We start from the raw sequence: 17,376 nt of genomic DNA, 5'->3' as shown, positions 1-17,376 counted from the left end.
CTACTCGCGGGCGAGCGCGGCGGCGGCCTCCCGTTCGAGGTCGAGGTACTGCTCGTCGCTCACGTCCACCCCCACACCCAGGATCTGGCCCCCGGTGAACCGGAACGGGGCGCGGTACAGGCGGCTGACCGGGTCCGCGCTGTCGTAGCCGACGCACAGGCCGTCGCCGCAGAGCGTGAACTTGCCGACCTGCGCGCGCATCGGCCCTTCGGCGACCACCCGTTCCCCGACGTAGAGCCGGGCCGTGCCGACCGACTCCCCGTGCTCGCCCGCGGACTCGCGGACGAACTCCGCGCCGAGCGTGGCCTTCCCGGGCTCCAGCACGTCCGAGGTGAAGACCTGCTCGGGCTGGATGCCGAGGAAGTTGTACACGTAGTGCAGCCGGTGGTCCTTGATGAACAGGGTGTGCCCGCCGAAGCGGGACCCGTGGGCGAAGAGGACGCCCTCGGAGTCGGGCGTGAGCTCGACGTCGGCCACGATCTTGTACGACCGGCCGCGCACGTTGACCGCCACGCCCTCGGGGACGGGCGCCGCATCCGGGTAGTAGACGTAGCGGTTGCGGGGCGGCTCGGCCTGCGGACGGTCGAGCGTCAGCTGTTCGACGGCGGTGCGGTCGTCCAGGGGCAGGACGTTGTTGCGCTCCGCCTCCTCGAACCACGCGTCGATCAGCTCGCGGAGCTTCTCGGGGTGCTCGGCGGCGAGGTCGTGCGCCTCGGCCCGGTCCTCGTCGACGTGGTACAGCTCCCAGGCGTCCTGGTCGAACCGCCCGTGCCCGCTGATCGGCGCGTGGACCGCCGCGGCCTTCCAGCCGTCCTTCCAGATGGCGCGGGTGCCGAGCATTGCGTAGTACTGGCGGTCCTTCGTCGTCGGAGCGTCGCCGTCGTCGAAGCTGTACCGCATCGAGACGCCGTTCAGGGGGTGCTGCTCCACCCCGCGGTAGGTGCTGGGCATCTCGACGCCCGCCACGTCCAGGATCGTGGCGACGACGTCGGTCGCATGGTGGTACTGGTGGCGGACCGCCCCGCGGGCCTGGATCCCGGCGGGCCAGTGCACCACCATCGGGTCGCACGTCCCGCCCGAGTACTGGGCGTAACGCTTGAACATCTGGAACGGGGTGGAGAACGCCGCGGCCCACCCGGTGGGATGGTGGTTGTACGTCTCGGGGCTGCCCAGGGTGTCGAGGTAGCCCATGTTCTCGTCGAGGTCGTCCGGGTAGCCGTTGAAGAACTTGTTCTCGTTGACCGACCCGTTCGGCGTGCCCTCGCCGGAGGCGCCGTTGTCGGCGCAGTAGAAGATCAGGGTGTTGTCGAGCTGCCCGGTCTCCTCGAGGTGGTCGATGACGCGGCCGATCTGCACGTCCGTGTACTCGGAGAACCCGGCGAACACCTCCGCCATCCGGCTGAACAGGCGCTTCTCGTCGTCGTTCAGCTCGGCCCAGGGCCGCACGTGGTCGGCGGGGTTTGCGGCATCGGCCGGCAGGGGGTCGAGCGGCGTCAGGTCGGTGCCCTCCGGCACGATCCCGCGCTCGATCATCCGCCCGAGCACCCACTCGCGGTAGGCCTCGTACCCGTCGTCGAACATACCCCGGTACTTGTCGATGTACTCCTGGGGCGCGTGGTGCGGGGCGTGGTTCGCGCCGGGGCAGTACCACATGAACCAGGGCTTGGACGGGTTGGACGAGTTCTGGTCGCGCAGCATCCGGATGGCCTGGTCCGCCAGGTCCTTGGAGAGGTGGTACCCCTCCTCCGGGGTGTAGGGCGGATCGATGAACCGGTTGTCCTCGACGAGGTCGGGGTACCACTGGTTCGTCTCGCCGCCGAGGTAGCCGTAGAAGCGGTCGAAGCCCTTCTGCAGCGGCCACTCGGACCGGCTGCCGCCGCCGGCGATGTCCTCCTCGGGCACGTTGTGGTCCTTGCCCAGCCAGAACGTCGACCAGCCGTTGTCCTGCAGCACCTGGCCCACGGTGGCGCACTCGGCGGGCAGCCGGCCCGCCGCACCGGGGAAGCCGTTGGTGCCCTCCATGATCGCCGCGCACCGGTTGACGTGGTGGTTGCGACCGGTGAGGAACACGGAGCGCGTCGGTGAGCACAGCGCCGTCGTGTGCCACTGGGTGTATGTCAGCCCGTCGGCCGCCAGCCGGTCGAGGGTCGGCATCGCGATGCGGCCGCCGTACGCGGACCACGCGGCCAGGCCCGTGTCGTCGTACAGGATCACCAGGATGTTCGGCGCCCCGTCCGGTGCCTTCTTCAGCGTGTACGGCGCCCAGTCAGGGACGGAGTCCCGGACGTCCAGCTCGATCCGGCCCTTGAACGGCTCAGCCATCGTGTCCACCTCGCGTGCTCGTCGCGGTCTGCCGGGTCGCGGTCTGCCCGGTCGCGGTCTGCCCGGTCGCGCGATCGGTTGCGCGCGAACGGTCGCTCTCGCCCATCGTCGGCAGTCGCCCGCCCGGGCGGGTCACCCTGTTCGGGTGACGCCGCCCGGCCGGGCCACACCTAACGTCGGCCGCACGGGCCGCCGGGCCCGCGGATGCCGGAGACGGAGGTGGTGGCCGTGGGCGCCGCGATCGGTCAGTCGCTGCCCGTGGCGGTGGGTGTGCTGGTCAGCCCGCTGCCGATCGTCGCGGTGGTGCTCATGCTCGTCAGCGAGCGGGCGCGCTCCAACGCGCTGGCCTTCGTGGCCGGCTGGTTCCTGGCGGTCCTCGCCCTGGTGCTCGTCGTCGCCCTGGTCGCCGGCTCCGCCGCCCCCGACGACGACGGGCCGGCCGCCTGGACGGGCTGGCTGAAGATCGTCCTCGGTGTCCTGCTGCTGCTCCTCAGCGTCCGCCAGTGGCGCGGCCGGCCCCGGGGCGCCGCCGAACCGCCCGCACCGAAGTGGATGGCGGCGATCGACCAGTTCACGCCCGTGCGGTCCGCGGGGCTCGCCGTCCTGCTCGGCGCGGTCAACCCGAAGAACCTGCTGCTGGTCGTGTCCGGGGGAGCGGCCATAGCGGCCACTGCGCCCCCGGACACGAGCACGACGGTCGTCGCCGCGCTCGTGTTCGCCCTGGTGGCCAGCGCGGGCGTCGTCACGCCCGTCGTCATCTACTTCTCCATGGGCGACCGCGCCGCGGGGATCCTCGACGAGCTGAAGTCGTGGATGGTCCGCAACAACGCGGCGATCATGGCCGTCCTGCTGCTCGTGCTGGGCGCCAAGATGCTCGGGGACGGGATCTCGACGGTCTAGTGGCGCCCCCACGCTCTAGTGGTGCACCGCCAGCTTGAGCCCGATCATGGCGACCCCGAGCAGCCCCGCGAGCACGGTCGCCCACAGCCGCCCGACGCCCCGCAGCCCACCGGCCGTACTCATGCGCCAGCCCACGACGAGCAGGAGGCCGAGGTTGACGAGGAGGGCGATGTCGACCGCCACCGAGGGTCGTACCCGGAGCAGGGCCTCGGCCAGGAGCACCAGGCCGGGGACCGTGCAGGCGGCTATGAGCGGGACGCCTCGGGAGAGCACCGCACGGCGTTCCGACGCGCGGAGCGGCCTGCGCGCGAGGGTCCGCGCTGCGATCAGGTGCGCGTACGACTCGGCGCACCAGTAGACCAGGAGCGTCCCGCCCAGCAGGGCAGCGATCCGGACGAGCCCGTGGTCCTCGGGCGCCGCGGCGAGGACGGACCCCGTGATGATCAGCCCGTACAAGTAGGCCGACCGTTCCTCGTACGTCTCTTCCGCCTCTTCGCCCTCGGCGGGCGCGTCGTGCCGGCCGACGCCGTTCGGGTCGGGCTCGTCGGCCGGCACGGCGACCATGTCTACTGCCGCGCCATGGCGACGCGCAGCCGCTCCTCGGGGCTGATGAAGTGGCCGTGGTCGTCCTTGCCGACGTCGAGCTGGACCCAGCCGATCCGACCGGTGAAGCGGCTCGTCGCGGCGCTGTACGTGCTGGAGACGGCGGTGCCTGACTGGTAGCCGATGTCGGTGGTCTCGTCGGCGGAGAAGATCAGCGGCTGCGTCGCCTCGACCCGGCCGTTCCCGGCCGGGAGGCCGTCGTGGAACAGGGTGACGTCGCCACCCTTGCCGAAGCCCCCGCCGTCGTAGGCGAGCTCGATCCGCAGCTGGTGCTTCCCGGCCGGCACGGGCTCGTCGGCGACGACGTCGTACTGGTGGATGCCCAGCACGTTGTAGGTGAAGGCGAGGCGCCCGCCCGTCACGTGCACCGCCCAGCCGCCGAACCGCCCGCCCTGCGCGATCACGACTCCCTCCGCACCGCCGTCGGGGACCTCGACCTCCGCGGTCACGGAGAACGACCGGTTCTTGATGCTGACGACGCTGTTCTCCGACAGGCGGCCCATCCCCGGGAAGAAGAGCTGGGAGTCGCCGCGGATGAGCGTGGGCCGGCCGGCCAGCTCCGGCGCGAGCCGCTCCGCACCGCGGTCGTCCAGGGGCAGCACGCCGTACCTGGTGGCCTCGATGAGCCACAGCCGCTGGAGCCGGGCCAGCACGTCGGGGTGCTCGGCGGCGAGGTCGTGGGCCTGGCTGAAGTCCTGGGCGCCGTCGTACAGCTCCCAGACGTCGTCGTCGAAGGCGGGCGGTTGCACGCCGGTCATCTGCCACGGCGTGCGGTGCTTGGTGACGGCACTCCAGCCACGGTCGTAGATGCCGCGGTTCGCGAACATCTCGAAGTACTGGAGGACGTGCCGTTCCGGCGTCTCCGCGTCGTTGAACGCGTACACCATCGACGTCCCCTCGATGGGCGACTGCAGCACTCCGTTGACCGTCGTCGGTTCCGGCAGCCCTGCCGCCTCCAGGACCGTCGGGGCGACGTCGATGACGTGGGCGAACTGGGAGCGGAGCCCGCCGCGCTCGGTGATGCCGCCGGGCCAGTGCACGATGGTGCCGTTGCGGGTGCCGCCCCAGTGCGAGGCGACCTGCTTGGTCCACTGGAACGGGGTGTCCATCGCCCAGGCCCAGCCCACCGCGTAGTGGTTGTACGAGCTCGGCGAACCGAACTCGTCCATCTTGGAGCGCATGAACTCCGGTGTCTCCAGGGCCGCCATGCCGTTGAAGTTCGCCATCTCGTTGAATGCGCCGTTGAGCGTTCCCTCGGCGGACGCCCCGTTGTCGCCGATGATGTAGTAGACCAGGGTGTCGTCGAGGACCCCCAGGTCCTCCAGGGTGTCGATCAGGCGCCCGACCTGGACGTCCGTGTGCTCCAGGAACCCCGCGTAGGTCTCCATCTCTCGGGCGAGCACGGGCTTGAGCTCGTCGGGCATGTCGTCCCAGGCCGGGATCTCCTCGTGCCGGGGCGGGAGGTCGGCGTCGGCGGGGATCACGCCGAGCTCCTTCTGCCTCGCGAACGTGCGCTCGCGCTGCGCGTCCCACCCGTCGTCGAACTCCCCCCGGTACTTCTCGATCCACTCGGGCGCCACATGGTGCGGGGCGTGCGTCGCGCCGGGAGCGAGGTAGGCGAAGAACGGTCTGTCCGGCATGAGCGCCTTCTGCTGGCGCACCCACGCGCACGCGTGGTCGACCAGGTCCTCCGTGAGGTGGTAGCCCTCCGTGTCCGGCGGCTCGATCGGCGTCGTGCCGCTGTAGAGGGCGGGCGACCACTGGTTGTTCTCGCCGCCGATGAAACCGTAGAACGTCTCGAACCCGCCACCGCCGGTCGGCCACTCGTCGAACGGGCCCATCGGGGACGACTGCCACACCGGCACCTCGTGGCACTTGCCGAACTGCGCGGTCGAGTACCCGTTGAGCCGCAGCGTCTCGGCCAGCGGTGCCTTCGTGTTCGGGCGCAGCGAGCTGTTGCCGGGGGCCGAGGTCGCCGTCTCCGTGATGCTGCCCATGCCCACCGAGTGGTGGTTGCGCCCCGTGAGGAGCGCCTGACGCGTCGGTGCGCACAGCGCCGTCGTGTGGAAGCGGTTGAACCGCAGGCCCGCTCCGGCCAGACGGTCGGCCGTCGGCGTCGAGCAGGGCCCGCCGAACGCGCTCGCCGCCCCGAAACCGACGTCGTCGAGCAGGACGACCAGCACGTTGGGGGCGTCCGGGGGCGGGAGCAGCGGTTCGATCGGCGGGTAGGCGGTGTCGGGATCCTTCGCGTCGTACGTCATCGGGCCGGCGGTCGGCCGGTCGGGGACGGGCAGCATCGTGCGGGCACGCGCGTCGGGACGCGTCGGGTCGGGAAGCATGGGGGCTCCGCTTCTTCGCGAGACTGGGGGCCTCGCACGCTACGGAGCGCCGCCGAGCGGCACATCACGCGAAACAGGTGAGCTACCTGAGCCCTGCGCGAGCCCTACCCGAGCACCTACGCCAGCACGGCCCCCTTCGACGCCGACTGGACCAGCTTCGAGTACTTGGCCAGCACCCCCCGCGTGTAGGAGTGGGGGATCGGCACCCAGCCGGCCGCCTTGCGCGCCGCGAGCTCCGCCGGCTCCACGAGGAGGTCGAGGGTCTTGGACGCCACGTCGAGGCGGATGCGGTCGCCGTCGCGCACGAACGCGATCGGTCCGGCGTCGACGGCCTCCGGCGCGATGTGCCCGACGCACAGGCCCGTGGTCCCGCCGGAGAACCGGCCGTCCGTGATGAGCAGGACGTCCTTGCCGAGCCCCGCGCCCTTGATGGCGCCGGTGATGGCGAGCATCTCGCGCATGCCCGGTCCGCCCTTGGGGCCCTCGTAGCGGATGACGACGACGTCGCCGGCCTGGATCGTCCCGTCCTCCAGGGCGTCCAGCGCGCTGCGCTCGCGCTCGAACACGCGCGCCGTCCCCTCGAACACGTCGGAGTCGAAGCCCGCCGACTTCACGACGGCGCCCTCGGGGGCGAGCGAGCCGTTCAGGATGGTGATGCCACCGGTCTTGTGGATCGGGTTGTCCATGGCGCGCAGGATCTTGCCGTCCGGGTCGGGCGGGGCGATGTCGGCGAGGTTCTCGGCCATGGTGCGGCCGGTGACCGTCATGACGTCGCCGCGCAGCAGCCCGGCGTCCAGCAGCGCCTTCATCACGACCGGCACACCGCCGATCCGGTCGACGTCGTTCATCACGTACTGCCCGAAGGGCTTGAGGTCACCCAGGTGCGGCACGCGGTCCGCGACGCGGGAGAAGTCGTCGAGGGTCAGGTCGACCTCGGCCTCGTACGCGATGGCGAGCAGGTGCAGCACCGCGTTCGTGGACCCGCCGAACGCCATGACGACGGCGATCGCGTTCTCGAACGCCTCCTTGGTCAGGATGTCGCGTGCGGTGATGCCCTTGCGCAGCAGGTTCACCACCGCCTCGCCCGACCGGTGCGCCCACACGTCGCGCCGGCGGTCGGCCGACGGCGGCGCCGCCGACCCGGGCAGCGACATGCCGAGCGCCTCTGCGGCCGACGCCATCGTGTTCGCCGTGTACATGCCGCCGCACGCGCCCTCGCCCGGGCAGATCGCCCGCTCGATCCGGTCCACGTCGCCCTGGCTCATGAGCCCGCGCGCGCACGCGCCGACGGCCTCGAACGCGTCGATGATCGTGACCTGCTTCTCCGTGCCGTCCTCGAGCTTGACCCAGCCCGGCATGATCGAGCCGGCGTAGAGGAACACGCTGGACAGGTCCAGGCGCGCTGCCGCCATCAGCATGCCGGGCAGCGACTTGTCGCACCCGGCCAGCAGCACCGAGCCGTCCAGGCGCTCGGCCTGCATGACGGTCTCCACCGAGTCGGCGATGACGTCGCGGGACACGAGCGAGAAGTGCATGCCCTCGTGGCCCATCGAGATGCCGTCGGAGACGGAGATGGTGCCGAACTCGAGCGGATAGCCGCCCGCCGCGTGCACGCCCTGCTTGGTCGCCTGCGCCAGCCGGTCGAGCGACAGGTTGCACGGCGTGATCTCGTTCCACGAGCTCGCGACGCCGATCTGCGGCTTGGCGAAGTCCTCGTCGCCCAGCCCGACGGCGCGGAGCATCCCGCGTGAAGCGGTCGCCTCCAGGCCGTCGGTCACCGTGCGGGAACGCGGCTTGATGTCGACCGGGTTCTCGGCGTTGCTCATGGATTCTCCTCTGCCCGGTGACCGGGCTGCAGTGCGGGACACGGCGAGTACCGAGTACGTCGCCGTCTACATCATCGAGAAGAGTCTGTCGGTCGACAACCCGTTCGTGCTCGTCGTCTCACGGTGTCGCCATCCATGGGTCGCCAGCACGGGTTGCCGTTGCACGGTGTCGTCGCAGGCCCCTGACGTGTTATACATCAGATGTTTCCGAGCAAGGTCGCCGGAAGCAAGGCCGCCGGAGGGAGCAACGATGCTGCACGACGTCGTGGACGCACATCATCACCTCTGGGTGCGCTCGCGAGCGCCCCAGGACTGGATCGACCCGGTCACCATGGCCGCGATCGACGCCGACTTCACGCCCGCCGACCTGCCCGCCGCGGCGCACGGGGTCGCTGCGACGGTCGTGGTGCAGTCCGCGAACCTGTGGTCGGAGAGCCGTGAGCTGCTGGCGATCGCGGCGTCCGACGGCGGTCGCGCGGCCCGGATCGGTGGCGTGGTGGCCTGGGCAGACCTCCTGGACCCCGACGTGGGCGACCGTGTCGCCGCACTGCGCGAAGGGCCCGCCGGCAGCGCGCTGGTCGGGCTCCGTACCCAGGTGCAGGCCGAGCGCGACCCCGCCTACCTGGACCGCGCCGACGTCCGTCGGGGGATCGAGGTGGCCTGCTCGGCGGGCACGGCACCCTCGATGGACTCGGCCGGAGCAGCCGGAGCAGCCGGAGCAGCCGGAGCAGCGGGTTCCGGCGGCCTCGTGTTCGACCTGGTGATCCGTGCCGACCAGCTCCCGGCGGCCGCGCGGCTCGCCGCGGCGCTGCCCGGCGTCTCCTTCGTGCTCGACCACCTGGGCAAGCCCCGCCTGGACGCCGACGCCGGCACCGACGTCCGCCCCGGGACCGGCAGCACGCCGGCCCTGGCCGCGTGGAAGGACGGCCTGGCCGAGCTCGCCGCCCGGCCGAACGTGACGGCCAAGCTGTCCGGCCTGGTCACCGAGGCGCGCTGGGCCGAATGGCGGGCGGACGACCTCCGGCCGGCCGTCGACCATGCGCTCGAGGTCTTCGGGCCGGAGCGGCTCATGTTCGGCTCCGACTGGCCCGTGGTGCTGCTCGCGTCCGACTACGGCGGGTGGCTGGCGACGCTCGGCGACCTGCTCGGCGGGCTGAGCCCTGACGAGTCCGCCGCCGTGTGGGCAGGGACCGCACGACGTGTGTACCACCTGGCGCATGCGCACGACCTCGAGGGGAGCCACGCATGACATCCGAGACCACAGCAGGGGCCGCACCGGCAGCAGAGCTCGCAGGCGTCCGCGCCGTCGTCACCGGGGGCGCGTCGGGTATCGGGGCGGCGATCGTGCGCGCCATGCTCGCGCGCGGCGCCCAGGTGACGTCCATCGACCGGGTGACCGACGGCGTCCCGGCCGGTGCGGGGGCCCAGGTCGCCGACGTGACCGACGACGCGGCCGTGCGCGCCGCCGTCGAGGCCGCGGCGGAGGCGATGGGCGGCATCGACGTCGTCGCCAACAACGCGGGGATCGGCGCACAGGGCACCGTCGCCGACAACGACGACGCCGAATGGCTACGGGTCCTTGACGTGAACGTGCTCGGGATCGTCCGCGTGACCCGCGCGGCGCTGCCGTACCTGCGCGAGTCGCCCCACGCCGCCGTCGTGAACACCTGCTCGATCGCCGCGTGGACCGGCCTGCCGAACCGAGCCCTGTACTCGGCCTCCAAGGGGGCGGTGCAGGCGCTCACGCTGGCCATGGCCACCGACCACGTCCGCGAGGGCATCCGCGTCAACTGCGTCAACCCTGGCACCGCCGACACCCCGTGGGTGACCCGGCTGCTCGACGCCGCCGACGACCCGGCCGCCGAGCGCGCGGCGCTGGAGGCCCGCCAGCCCTCCGGCCGGCTCGTCGGCGCCGACGAGGTCGCGCACGCGGTGTGCTATCTCGCGAGCCCGCTCGCCGCGGCGACCACCGGCGCGATGCTCGCCGTCGACGGGGGTTCGCACGCCCTGCGCACCCGCGCGCCCGAGCAGGGCTGAGGGCGGTCGCGGGGAGGCGGAGACATGATCGAGACGACGGCGGTGCGCGCCACCGGGGTCCGGCTCACCGCGCTCGGCCTCGGCGCGGCTCCGGCGGGCAACCTGTACCGGGCGACCACCGACGAGGAGGCGCACGCGACGTTCGAGGCGGCCTGGGCCGCCGGGATCCGGTACTTCGACACCGCGCCGCACTACGGTCTCGGGCTCTCCGAACGTCGGCTCGGCGCGTTCCTGCGCACCCGGCCTCGAGCCGAGCTGGTGGTGTCCACCAAGGTCGGACGACTGCTCGTGCCGTCGCCCGAGACCGCGCACCACACCGACCCCGACATGTTCGAGGTGCCGGCCACCGCGCGCCGGGTCTGGGACTTCTCCCGCGAGGGCGTGCTGCGGTCGCTCGAGGCCAGTCTGGACCGTGCCGGCCTGGACCGGTTCGACGTCGTCTACCTGCACGACCCCGACGACCACTGGGACCAGGCGGTCGGCGAGGCGCTGCCCGCCCTGCTCGAGCTGCGGGAGCAGGGCGTGGTCGGTGCGGTCGGGGCCGGCATGAACCAGTCGGCGATGCTCACCCGGTTCGTGCGCGAGACCGACGTCGACGTGGTCATGTGCGCCGGGCGGTTCACCCTGCTGGAGCAGCCGGCGCTGACCGACCTGCTTCCCGCTGCGGCGGAGCGAGGAGTAGCGGTCGTCGCGGCGGCCGCCTACAACTCGGGCATCCTCGCGTACGACACCCCGCCGTCGGACGCGACGTACGACTACGCGCCCGCCACCGCGGGGCTGCTCGACCGGGCCCGCAGGATCGCCGCCGTGTGTGGCGACCACGGCGTCACGCTCCCGCAGGCGGCCCTCGCCTACGTGCGCACGCACCCGGCGGTGGCGAGCACCGTCGTCGGGCTCGGGACCCCTGAGCAGGCCCGGCAGGCCGGGGAGCGCGCCGCGGCGCACGTGCCGGCCGGGCTCTGGCGCGCGCTCGCGGACGCCGGTCTGCTCGCGGAGACGGCCGTGCCCGCACCACCCGAGGCCACCGGAGTCATCTGACCTATCGCTGCCGAACCGGGACCGGACGGGTCAGTTCGGTGACGATATGGCCCAAGATCTTGAGATGCATCGGATGTCTGCGGTATGAATGCGACTACACGGAGGCAAGGGAGCATCACGTGTCGGACAGCCCAGCCCTATTGCGCGCCACGGGGATCAGCAAGTCCTTCCCCGGCGTCCGCGCGCTCGACGACGTCCATCTCGACCTGCGGCACGGCGAGGTGCTGGCGCTCGTCGGTGAGAACGGCGCCGGCAAGTCGACCCTCCTGAAGCTGCTCTCGGGCATCTACCGGCCGGAGGAGGGCACGATGGAGCTCGACGGCTCGCCGATGAGCCCTACCGGGCCCCGGCAGGCGAACGAGCTCGGGATCAGCGTGATCCACCAGGAGTTCCACCTGATGCCCGACCTCACGGTCGCGCAGAACATCTTCATCGGCCGCGAGCCCCGGCGGGCCGGTCTCATCCGGGACGACGAGCTCGAGCGCCGGGCGGCTGCCCTCTTCGAGCGCCTCGGGATCCCGCTGGACCCGCGGCAGCCGGTGTCGCACCTGAGCGTGGCCGGCCAGCAGATGGTCGAGATCGCCAAGGCGCTCTCGTTCGACGCGCGCGTGCTGATCATGGACGAGCCGACGGCGGCGCTCACGGAGACCGAGGTCGCCACGCTGTTCCGCATCGTGCGCGACTTCGTCTCCCCGCGCACCGGAGTCATCTACGTCTCGCACCGCATGGACGAGGTCAAGGAGATCTCCGACCGCATCACGGTGCTGCGGGACGGCCGCTACGTCGACACGCTGCCGACGGCGTCGACGGCCACCCGGGAGGTCATCGCCGCCATGGTGGGCCGGCAGCTGGAGACCGGCGTGCGGCCCGACGCCGCGGCGGCGGGCAGCGCGTCCGGAGCCGACGGGCGCGAGGTGGTGCTCTCGGTCAGCGGGCTGAGCACCCGCAAGCTGCTCAAGGCCGTGTCCTTCGAGCTGCACCGCGGCGAGATCCTCGGCTTCGCCGGCCTCATGGGCGCCGGGCGCACGGAGGTCGCCCGGGCCATCATCGGGGCGGACCGCTCGACCGGTGTGGTCGAGGTGAACGGCCGCCGGGTCACGGTACGCAACCCCGCCGACGCCGTGCGCAACGGCATCGGCTACCTCTCGGAGGACCGCAAGCGCTACGGACTCCTCCTGGACCAGGACGTCGTGCGCAACGTCATGCTGTCCTCGCTGCCCGGCATGACCCGAGGAGGCTTCGTGCGGGACACCGAGGGGCGCCGGGTGGCGGCGGAGATGGTGGACCGGCTCGCGATCAGGACACCGTCGGTCACCCAGACGGCCAAGAACCTCTCGGGCGGCAACCAGCAGAAGGTGGTGCTGGCCAAGTGGCTCGTGCGCGACTGCGACGTGCTGATCGTGGACGAGCCGACCCGCGGGATCGACGTCGGCGCGAAGGACGAGATCTACGGCCTGCTCACGAGCCTGGCCGCGCAGGGAAAGTCCATCATCGTGATCTCGTCGGAGCTGCCAGAGGTGCTGCGGCTGGCCGACCGGATCGTCGTCATGTGCGAGGGCCGCGTCACCGGCACCCTCGCCAACGCCGACGCGACCCAGCACGACATCATGGAGCTCGCGACGCGGTTCGGTGCCGACCGCTCGCTCGTCACGACCGGAGGCGCAGAATGACGACGACGTCAACGACCACAGGGCCGGCGAAGAAGGGGCCCGCCACGCGGTTCGGCAGCCGGCAACAGCTGCAGCAGATCCTGGCCTTCGCGGGTCTGGTGGTCATCTTCGCCTTCTTCTCGTTCGCCAGCCCGTACTTCCTGGACTGGGCCAACGTGAAGGGCATCCTGCTCGCCACCGCGGTCACCGGGATCATGGCCCTTGGTGCGACGTTCGTGATCGCGACGGGCGGCATCGACCTGTCGGTCGGCACCGGCATGACGCTGTGCTCGGTGATGACCGGCGTGTTCCTGGCGAACCTCGGCCTGCCGCTCGTCGTCGGCGTGCTGGGCGGTCTCGCGATCGGCGCCCTGATCGGCCTGCTGAACGGCCTGAACGTCTCCTACCTGCGGCTGCCGCCGTTCATCGCGACGCTGGCGATGATGATGGTGGCGCAGGGGCTCTCGCTCGTGATCTCCGGGACCAAGCCCATCTACTTCAGCGACGTGGGCGGGTTCGACCAGCTCGCTGCCGGCGAGCTGATCCCCGGCCTGCCGAACGCCGTGCTGATCTTCTTCGCCGCCGCGGCGATCGCCGGCGTGACGCTGAGCAAGACGCTCACCGGCCGCTACGCGCTCTCCATCGGCTCCAACGAGGAGGCCACCGCGATCTCCGGCGTCGACGTGCGGCGGTGGAAGGTCGTCATCTACACCGTCGCCGGACTGTTCACGGGCCTGGCCGGCGTCGTCATGGCCTCCCGGCTCAACTCGGCGCAGCCTGGGCTCGGCCTCGGGTACGAGCTCGAGGCGATCGCCGCCGTCGTCATCGGCGGTACCTCGCTGCGCGGTGGCAAGGCGACCATCCTCGGCACCGTGATCGGTGCGCTGATCATGGCGACCCTCACCAACGGCCTGCGGATCATGTCGATCCCGCAGGAGTGGCAGAAGGTGGCCGTCGGCATCGTGATCGTGCTGGCCGTCTATGCCGACATCCTCCGCAGGGGGAAGGAAGCCTGAGGCGGCCGTGCCCGACCACACCTGACTCGACCGCACCTGACCCAAGCACACCTGACTCGACCACACCTGACTCGACCACCGAAGGGGCTGGACTCGCATGAACAGCAACTCCACCACGCGCAGACGGTTCACCGCGGTCGCGGCGGCCACCACCTCCGCCGTCGTCGCGCTCGCGCTCGCCGCGTGCGGCTCGGGCGGCGGGGGCAGCGAACCAGGAGCCGGGGACAAGCCGTACGTCGCCCTGGTCTCCAAGGGCTTCCAGCACCAGTTCTGGCAGGCGGTCAAGCAGGGCGCCGACGACGCGGCGGCCGAGCTGGACGTCGAGGTGACGTTCGAGGGGCCCGAGACGGAGACCGAGGTCGAGAAGCAGCTCACCATGCTGCAGACGGCCCTGGACAAGAACCCGGACGCGCTCGGCTACGCGGCCCTCGACTCCGAGGCCTCGATCCCGATGATGACCGACGCCGAGTCGCGCGGGATCCCCGTGATCGCCTTCGACTCCGGCGTGGAGTCCGAGGTTCCGGTGACCACCGTGTCCACCGACAACCTGGCCGCCTCGGCCGAGGCGGCCAAGCACATGGCCGAGCTGGTCGGCAGCGGCAAGATCGCGATCGTCGGGCACGACCAGACCTCTCAGACCGGGCAGCAGCGGGTCGAGGGGTTCACCCAGTACATCGAGGAGAACGCCCCGGACGTGGAGATCGTCGACACGCAGTTCGCCGGGGGAGACCACCTCAAGTCCGCCGACGCCGCGAAGGCGATCATGCAGGCCCACCCCGACCTCAAGGGCATCTACGGCACCAACGAGGGCTCGGCGATCGGCGTGGTCAAGGCGGTGCAGGAGTCCGGGAAGGCGGGCAAGCTCACCGTGATCGGCTTCGACTCGGGCAAGGCGCAGACCGACGCGATCCGCGACGGGCTCATGGCGGGTGCGATCACGCAGGACCCGATCAAGATGGGCTACGAGACCGTCAAGGCGGCGGTGGCGGCCATCGAGGGCGAGGAGCTGGAGCCCGTCGTCGACTCGGGCTTCTACTGGTACGACGAGACGAACATCGACGACGAGGAGATCGCCGCCGTCCTCTACGAGTAGACCCCCTTTGGTTGTGGGCGTGATCGTTGCGCCTAAAACGGGCGCGTAGTCGCAACGATCACGCCCACAACAAGGTCTTGCGGGGGTCAGGGGATCTCGTTCAGGTTCTCCGGTCTGGGGAGCGAGTCCTCGACACCCAGCAGGTGGCTGGCCATGCGGATCCGGGCCGCCTCGGGGTCGTGTGCGGCGAGCGCGCGCCAGATGGCCTCGTGCTCGTCGTGCGTGCGTTCCTCGATGCCCTCGGTGTGCAGCACCCGCCACAGGCGCGCCCGGACGGTGCGGCCGGCGAACGACTCGATGAGCGCCTCCAGCACCGGGTTGCCGGTGTGCGCCGCGATGACGCGGTGGAACGCGATGTCGATCTCGATGAACCTGTCGTGGTCGACGGGCGCGGTGTGCAGCACGCCGGTGACCTGGTCGAGGATCTCCCGCGCCTCGGTGACCGCCGTGTCGGGCATCCGGCTGGCCGCCAGCCCTGCGGCCTCCGTCTCGAGCACGCGGCGCACGCTGTGGAACGCGGGCATAGCGCCGTCGTCCTGCAGGTCGAGGACCAACGCCATGGGGGAGAGCAGGCGCGCGGGGTCGAGGCTGGTGACGTACGTGCCGTCGCCCTGGCGGGTATGCACGACGCCGAGGATCGACAGTGCGCGGACGCCCTCCCGCAGCGAACCGCGGGAGACCTGGAGCGTGTCGGCCAGGTCCTTCTCGACCGGCAGCCGGTCGCCGGGGCGGAGCCGTCCGTCGAGGATCATCCTGCGGATGCCGTCGACGACCTCGTCAGTGCGGGACATGGTTCGCAGTATCGCGCACCCAGTACGTCCCGTGCGGGAACCTGAACCGGTCGAGGGACTCCTCGTACATCTGCGTGGAGTAGCCCGGCCGGGACGGCAGCACGTAGGCGGTGCCCGCGCCACGGTCCGCGACGACACAGGGGTCGGTGAAGTGCTCGTGCAGGTGGTCCACGTACTCGGTCACCCGGCCGTCGAGGTCGCCGCCGATCGCCACGTAGTCGAGCACCGAGACGTGCTGCACCATCTCGCACAGGCCGACGCCGCCCGCGTGCGGGCACACCGGGACGCCGAACTTCGCCGCGAGCAGCAGCACGGCGACGATCTCGTTGATGCTCGCGAGACGTCCGGTGTCGAGCTGGCAGTAGTCGATGGCATCGGCCTGGAAGAGCTGCTTGAACATCACGCGGTTGTGGCAGTGCTCGCCCGTCGCCACACCGACCGGTGCGACGGCCCTGCGGATGGCGGCGTGCCCGAGGATGTCGTCGGGCGACGTCGGCTCCTCGATCCACAGCGGGTCGAACCGGGCCAGCACGCCCATCCACTCGATCGCCTGCGGTACGTCCCAGACCTGGTTGGCGTCGATCATCAGCGCGCGGTCCGGGCCGAGGACCTCGCGCGCGATGGTCAGCCGGCGGATGTCCTCTGCGAGGTTCGCCCCGACCTTGAGCTTCACGTGCTGGTAGCCGGCGTCGACCGCCTCCTGGCACAGCCGCCGGAGCTTGTCGTCGCTGTAGCCGAGCCATCCGGCCGACGTCGTGTACACCGGGTAGCCGGTCTCCTCCAGGTGCGCGAGCCGCTCCTTCTTGGCGTCCTCGCGAGCACGGAGGATGTCCAGCGCCTCCTCACGGGTGAGCGCGTCGGAGAGGTACCGCAGGTCGGCGACGTCGACCAGCTCCTCCGGGGTCATGTCGACCAGGACGCGCCACAGCGGCTTGCCCGCGCGGCGTGCGACCAGGTCCCAGGCGGCGTTGAGCACAGCGGCCAGCGACAGGTGCACCACGCCCTTCTCCGGCCCGAGCCAGCGCAGCTGGCTGTCGGCGGTCAGCTCGCGGTAGACGGCGCCCATGTCCGCGGCGAGCTCGTCCACGTCCCTGCCCACGAGCGCGGCGGCCTGCTGGCGCGCGGCCTCGGCCACGATGTCGTTGCCGCGGCCGATCGTGAACGTCAGCCCGTAGCCCCCGAGCTTGCCGTGCGGGTTGCCGGGGTCGGGGGCGTCCGTCTCCAGGACGACATAGGCCGCCGAGTAGTCGGCGTCCTTGTTCATCGCGTCGGAACCGTCGGCTGTGACCGACGTCGGGAACCGCACGTCCTCGACGCGGACACCTGTGATCGTGGCCATGCCCGCTCCTTCGCAAACATCCGATGAACTGCCAGCAATCTACGGATGAGTGGGGCAGGGGTCAAGGCTTGAGGGTGTGGCTGGGTGGATTGGTTTGATCAATGTGCGACGGGTGCGGGCTGGCTGGGGGTGCGGGCTGGTGGGTTGAGGGCTGCCTGAGTTCGGTTCCCTGCACCGTCGCAGGAATGACTTCGGTCGGATGGGATGAGATCGGTCAGTCAACTGACCGATCTCATCCCATCCGACCGAAGTCATCTCCCATCCGACCGAAGTCATCCCATGCAGAGCCGGCCAGCGCGGAGGGCGGTCAGACCAGCACCTCGCCGTCGCGGGCGACGAGCCGGCCGCCCGCGACCACGAGCGCGGGGCGCGGACCACGGCGTCGGGCACGTTCTCGGCGTCGACGAGCACGACGTCGGCAGG

13 protein-coding genes are annotated in these 17,376 nt (G+C 71.2%); 7 read left to right on the top strand and 6 right to left on the bottom strand.

Annotated elements, in window-relative coordinates; genetic code table 11:
* Positions 1-2,322, bottom strand: a complete 2,322-nt coding sequence (locus ACFS27_RS01470) for an arylsulfatase (RefSeq protein ID WP_377179620.1) — start codon at positions 2,320-2,322, stop codon at positions 1-3.
* 228 nt (positions 2,323-2,550) lie between these two features.
* On the opposite strand from ACFS27_RS01470, the gene ACFS27_RS01465 reads away from it, so the two are divergent.
* Positions 2,551-3,222, top strand: a complete 672-nt coding sequence (locus tag ACFS27_RS01465; protein WP_377179618.1) for a GAP family protein — start codon at positions 2,551-2,553, stop codon at positions 3,220-3,222.
* A 15-nt stretch (positions 3,223-3,237) separates the two neighbouring features.
* Here the strand turns inward: ACFS27_RS01465 and ACFS27_RS01460 are convergent, their stop codons facing one another.
* The 3 genes from ACFS27_RS01460 to ilvD all read right to left on the bottom strand — a co-directional run bounded on the left by ACFS27_RS01460 (position 3,238) and on the right by ilvD (position 7,990).
* Complete coding sequence (locus tag ACFS27_RS01460; protein WP_377179616.1) at positions 3,238-3,786, bottom strand: hypothetical protein; 549 nt, start codon at positions 3,784-3,786, stop codon at positions 3,238-3,240.
* Positions 3,787-3,788: 2 nt separating this feature from the next.
* The gene (locus tag ACFS27_RS01455) at positions 3,789-6,164 is read right to left on the bottom strand and encodes an arylsulfatase (RefSeq protein ID WP_377179614.1); all 2,376 of its coding nucleotides are present in this window, start codon (positions 6,162-6,164) and stop codon (positions 3,789-3,791) included.
* Positions 6,165-6,280: 116 nt separating this feature from the next.
* Entirely contained in the window at positions 6,281-7,990 is a 1,710-nt protein-coding gene (gene ilvD, locus ACFS27_RS01450) for a dihydroxy-acid dehydratase (RefSeq protein ID WP_377179612.1), read from the bottom strand.
* 250 nt (positions 7,991-8,240) lie between these two features.
* Between ilvD and ACFS27_RS01445 the strand changes: the two genes are divergently transcribed.
* The 6 genes from ACFS27_RS01445 (at position 8,241) to ACFS27_RS01420 (ending at position 14,823) form a co-directional block, all read left to right on the top strand.
* Positions 8,241-9,239: an amidohydrolase family protein gene (locus ACFS27_RS01445; protein WP_377179610.1), complete on the top strand. Its 999-nt coding sequence runs from the start codon at positions 8,241-8,243 to the stop codon at positions 9,237-9,239.
* The gene (locus ACFS27_RS01440) at positions 9,236-10,027 is read left to right on the top strand and encodes an SDR family NAD(P)-dependent oxidoreductase (protein WP_377179608.1); all 792 of its coding nucleotides are present in this window, start codon (positions 9,236-9,238) and stop codon (positions 10,025-10,027) included. The genes ACFS27_RS01445 and ACFS27_RS01440 overlap by 4 nt, the downstream gene beginning before the upstream one ends.
* Positions 10,028-10,051: 24 nt before the next feature.
* Positions 10,052-11,065: an aldo/keto reductase gene (locus ACFS27_RS01435; protein WP_377179606.1), complete on the top strand. Its 1,014-nt coding sequence runs from the start codon at positions 10,052-10,054 to the stop codon at positions 11,063-11,065.
* Between the two features lie 119 nt (positions 11,066-11,184).
* A complete protein-coding gene (locus ACFS27_RS01430) occupies positions 11,185-12,735 on the top strand; it encodes a sugar ABC transporter ATP-binding protein (protein ID WP_377179604.1) in 1,551 nt (516 codons plus the stop codon).
* A complete protein-coding gene (locus ACFS27_RS01425) occupies positions 12,732-13,730 on the top strand; it encodes an ABC transporter permease (protein WP_377179602.1) in 999 nt (332 codons plus the stop codon). Before ACFS27_RS01430 ends, ACFS27_RS01425 begins: the two co-directional genes overlap by 4 nt.
* 97 nt (positions 13,731-13,827) lie before the next feature.
* Complete coding sequence (locus tag ACFS27_RS01420) at positions 13,828-14,823, top strand: ABC transporter substrate-binding protein (protein ID WP_377179600.1); 996 nt, start codon at positions 13,828-13,830, stop codon at positions 14,821-14,823.
* 86 nt (positions 14,824-14,909) lie between these two features.
* On the opposite strand, the gene ACFS27_RS01415 is transcribed toward ACFS27_RS01420, so the two are convergent.
* Together ACFS27_RS01415 and ACFS27_RS01410 are read right to left on the bottom strand one after the other, a co-directional pair.
* Positions 14,910-15,614, bottom strand: a complete 705-nt coding sequence (locus ACFS27_RS01415; RefSeq protein WP_377179598.1) for a FadR/GntR family transcriptional regulator — start codon at positions 15,612-15,614, stop codon at positions 14,910-14,912.
* Positions 15,601-16,953: an enolase C-terminal domain-like protein gene (locus ACFS27_RS01410; RefSeq protein ID WP_377179596.1), complete on the bottom strand. Its 1,353-nt coding sequence runs from the start codon at positions 16,951-16,953 to the stop codon at positions 15,601-15,603. Before ACFS27_RS01410 ends, ACFS27_RS01415 begins: the two co-directional genes overlap by 14 nt.
* Positions 16,954-17,376: the final 423 nt, after the last annotated feature.

The organism is Promicromonospora vindobonensis (genome assembly GCF_042685865.1).
In the GTDB taxonomy this organism is placed as follows: Bacteria; Actinomycetota; Actinomycetes; order Actinomycetales; family Cellulomonadaceae; genus Promicromonospora; species Promicromonospora vindobonensis.
This window is presented reverse-complemented; position numbering and strand designations above follow the sequence as displayed.

Coding starts and splice junctions, on each gene's coding strand:
- ACFS27_RS01470 (WP_377179620.1), bottom strand. CDS start 2,322: ATGGCTGAGCCGTTCAAGGGCCGGATCGAGCTGGACGTCCGGGACTCC.
- ACFS27_RS01460 (WP_377179616.1), bottom strand. CDS start 3,786: ATGGTCGCCGTGCCGGCCGACGAGCCCGACCCGAACGGCGTCGGCCGG.
- ACFS27_RS01455 (WP_377179614.1), bottom strand. CDS start 6,164: ATGCTTCCCGACCCGACGCGTCCCGACGCGCGTGCCCGCACGATGCTG.
- ilvD (WP_377179612.1), bottom strand. CDS start 7,990: ATGAGCAACGCCGAGAACCCGGTCGACATCAAGCCGCGTTCCCGCACG.
- ACFS27_RS01445 (WP_377179610.1), top strand. CDS start 8,241: ATGCTGCACGACGTCGTGGACGCACATCATCACCTCTGGGTGCGCTCG.
- ACFS27_RS01440 (WP_377179608.1), top strand. CDS start 9,236: ATGACATCCGAGACCACAGCAGGGGCCGCACCGGCAGCAGAGCTCGCA.
- ACFS27_RS01435 (WP_377179606.1), top strand. CDS start 10,052: ATGATCGAGACGACGGCGGTGCGCGCCACCGGGGTCCGGCTCACCGCG.
- ACFS27_RS01425 (WP_377179602.1), top strand. CDS start 12,732: ATGACGACGACGTCAACGACCACAGGGCCGGCGAAGAAGGGGCCCGCC.
- ACFS27_RS01420 (WP_377179600.1), top strand. CDS start 13,828: ATGAACAGCAACTCCACCACGCGCAGACGGTTCACCGCGGTCGCGGCG.
- ACFS27_RS01415 (WP_377179598.1), bottom strand. CDS start 15,614: ATGTCCCGCACTGACGAGGTCGTCGACGGCATCCGCAGGATGATCCTC.
- ACFS27_RS01410 (WP_377179596.1), bottom strand. CDS start 16,953: ATGGCCACGATCACAGGTGTCCGCGTCGAGGACGTGCGGTTCCCGACG.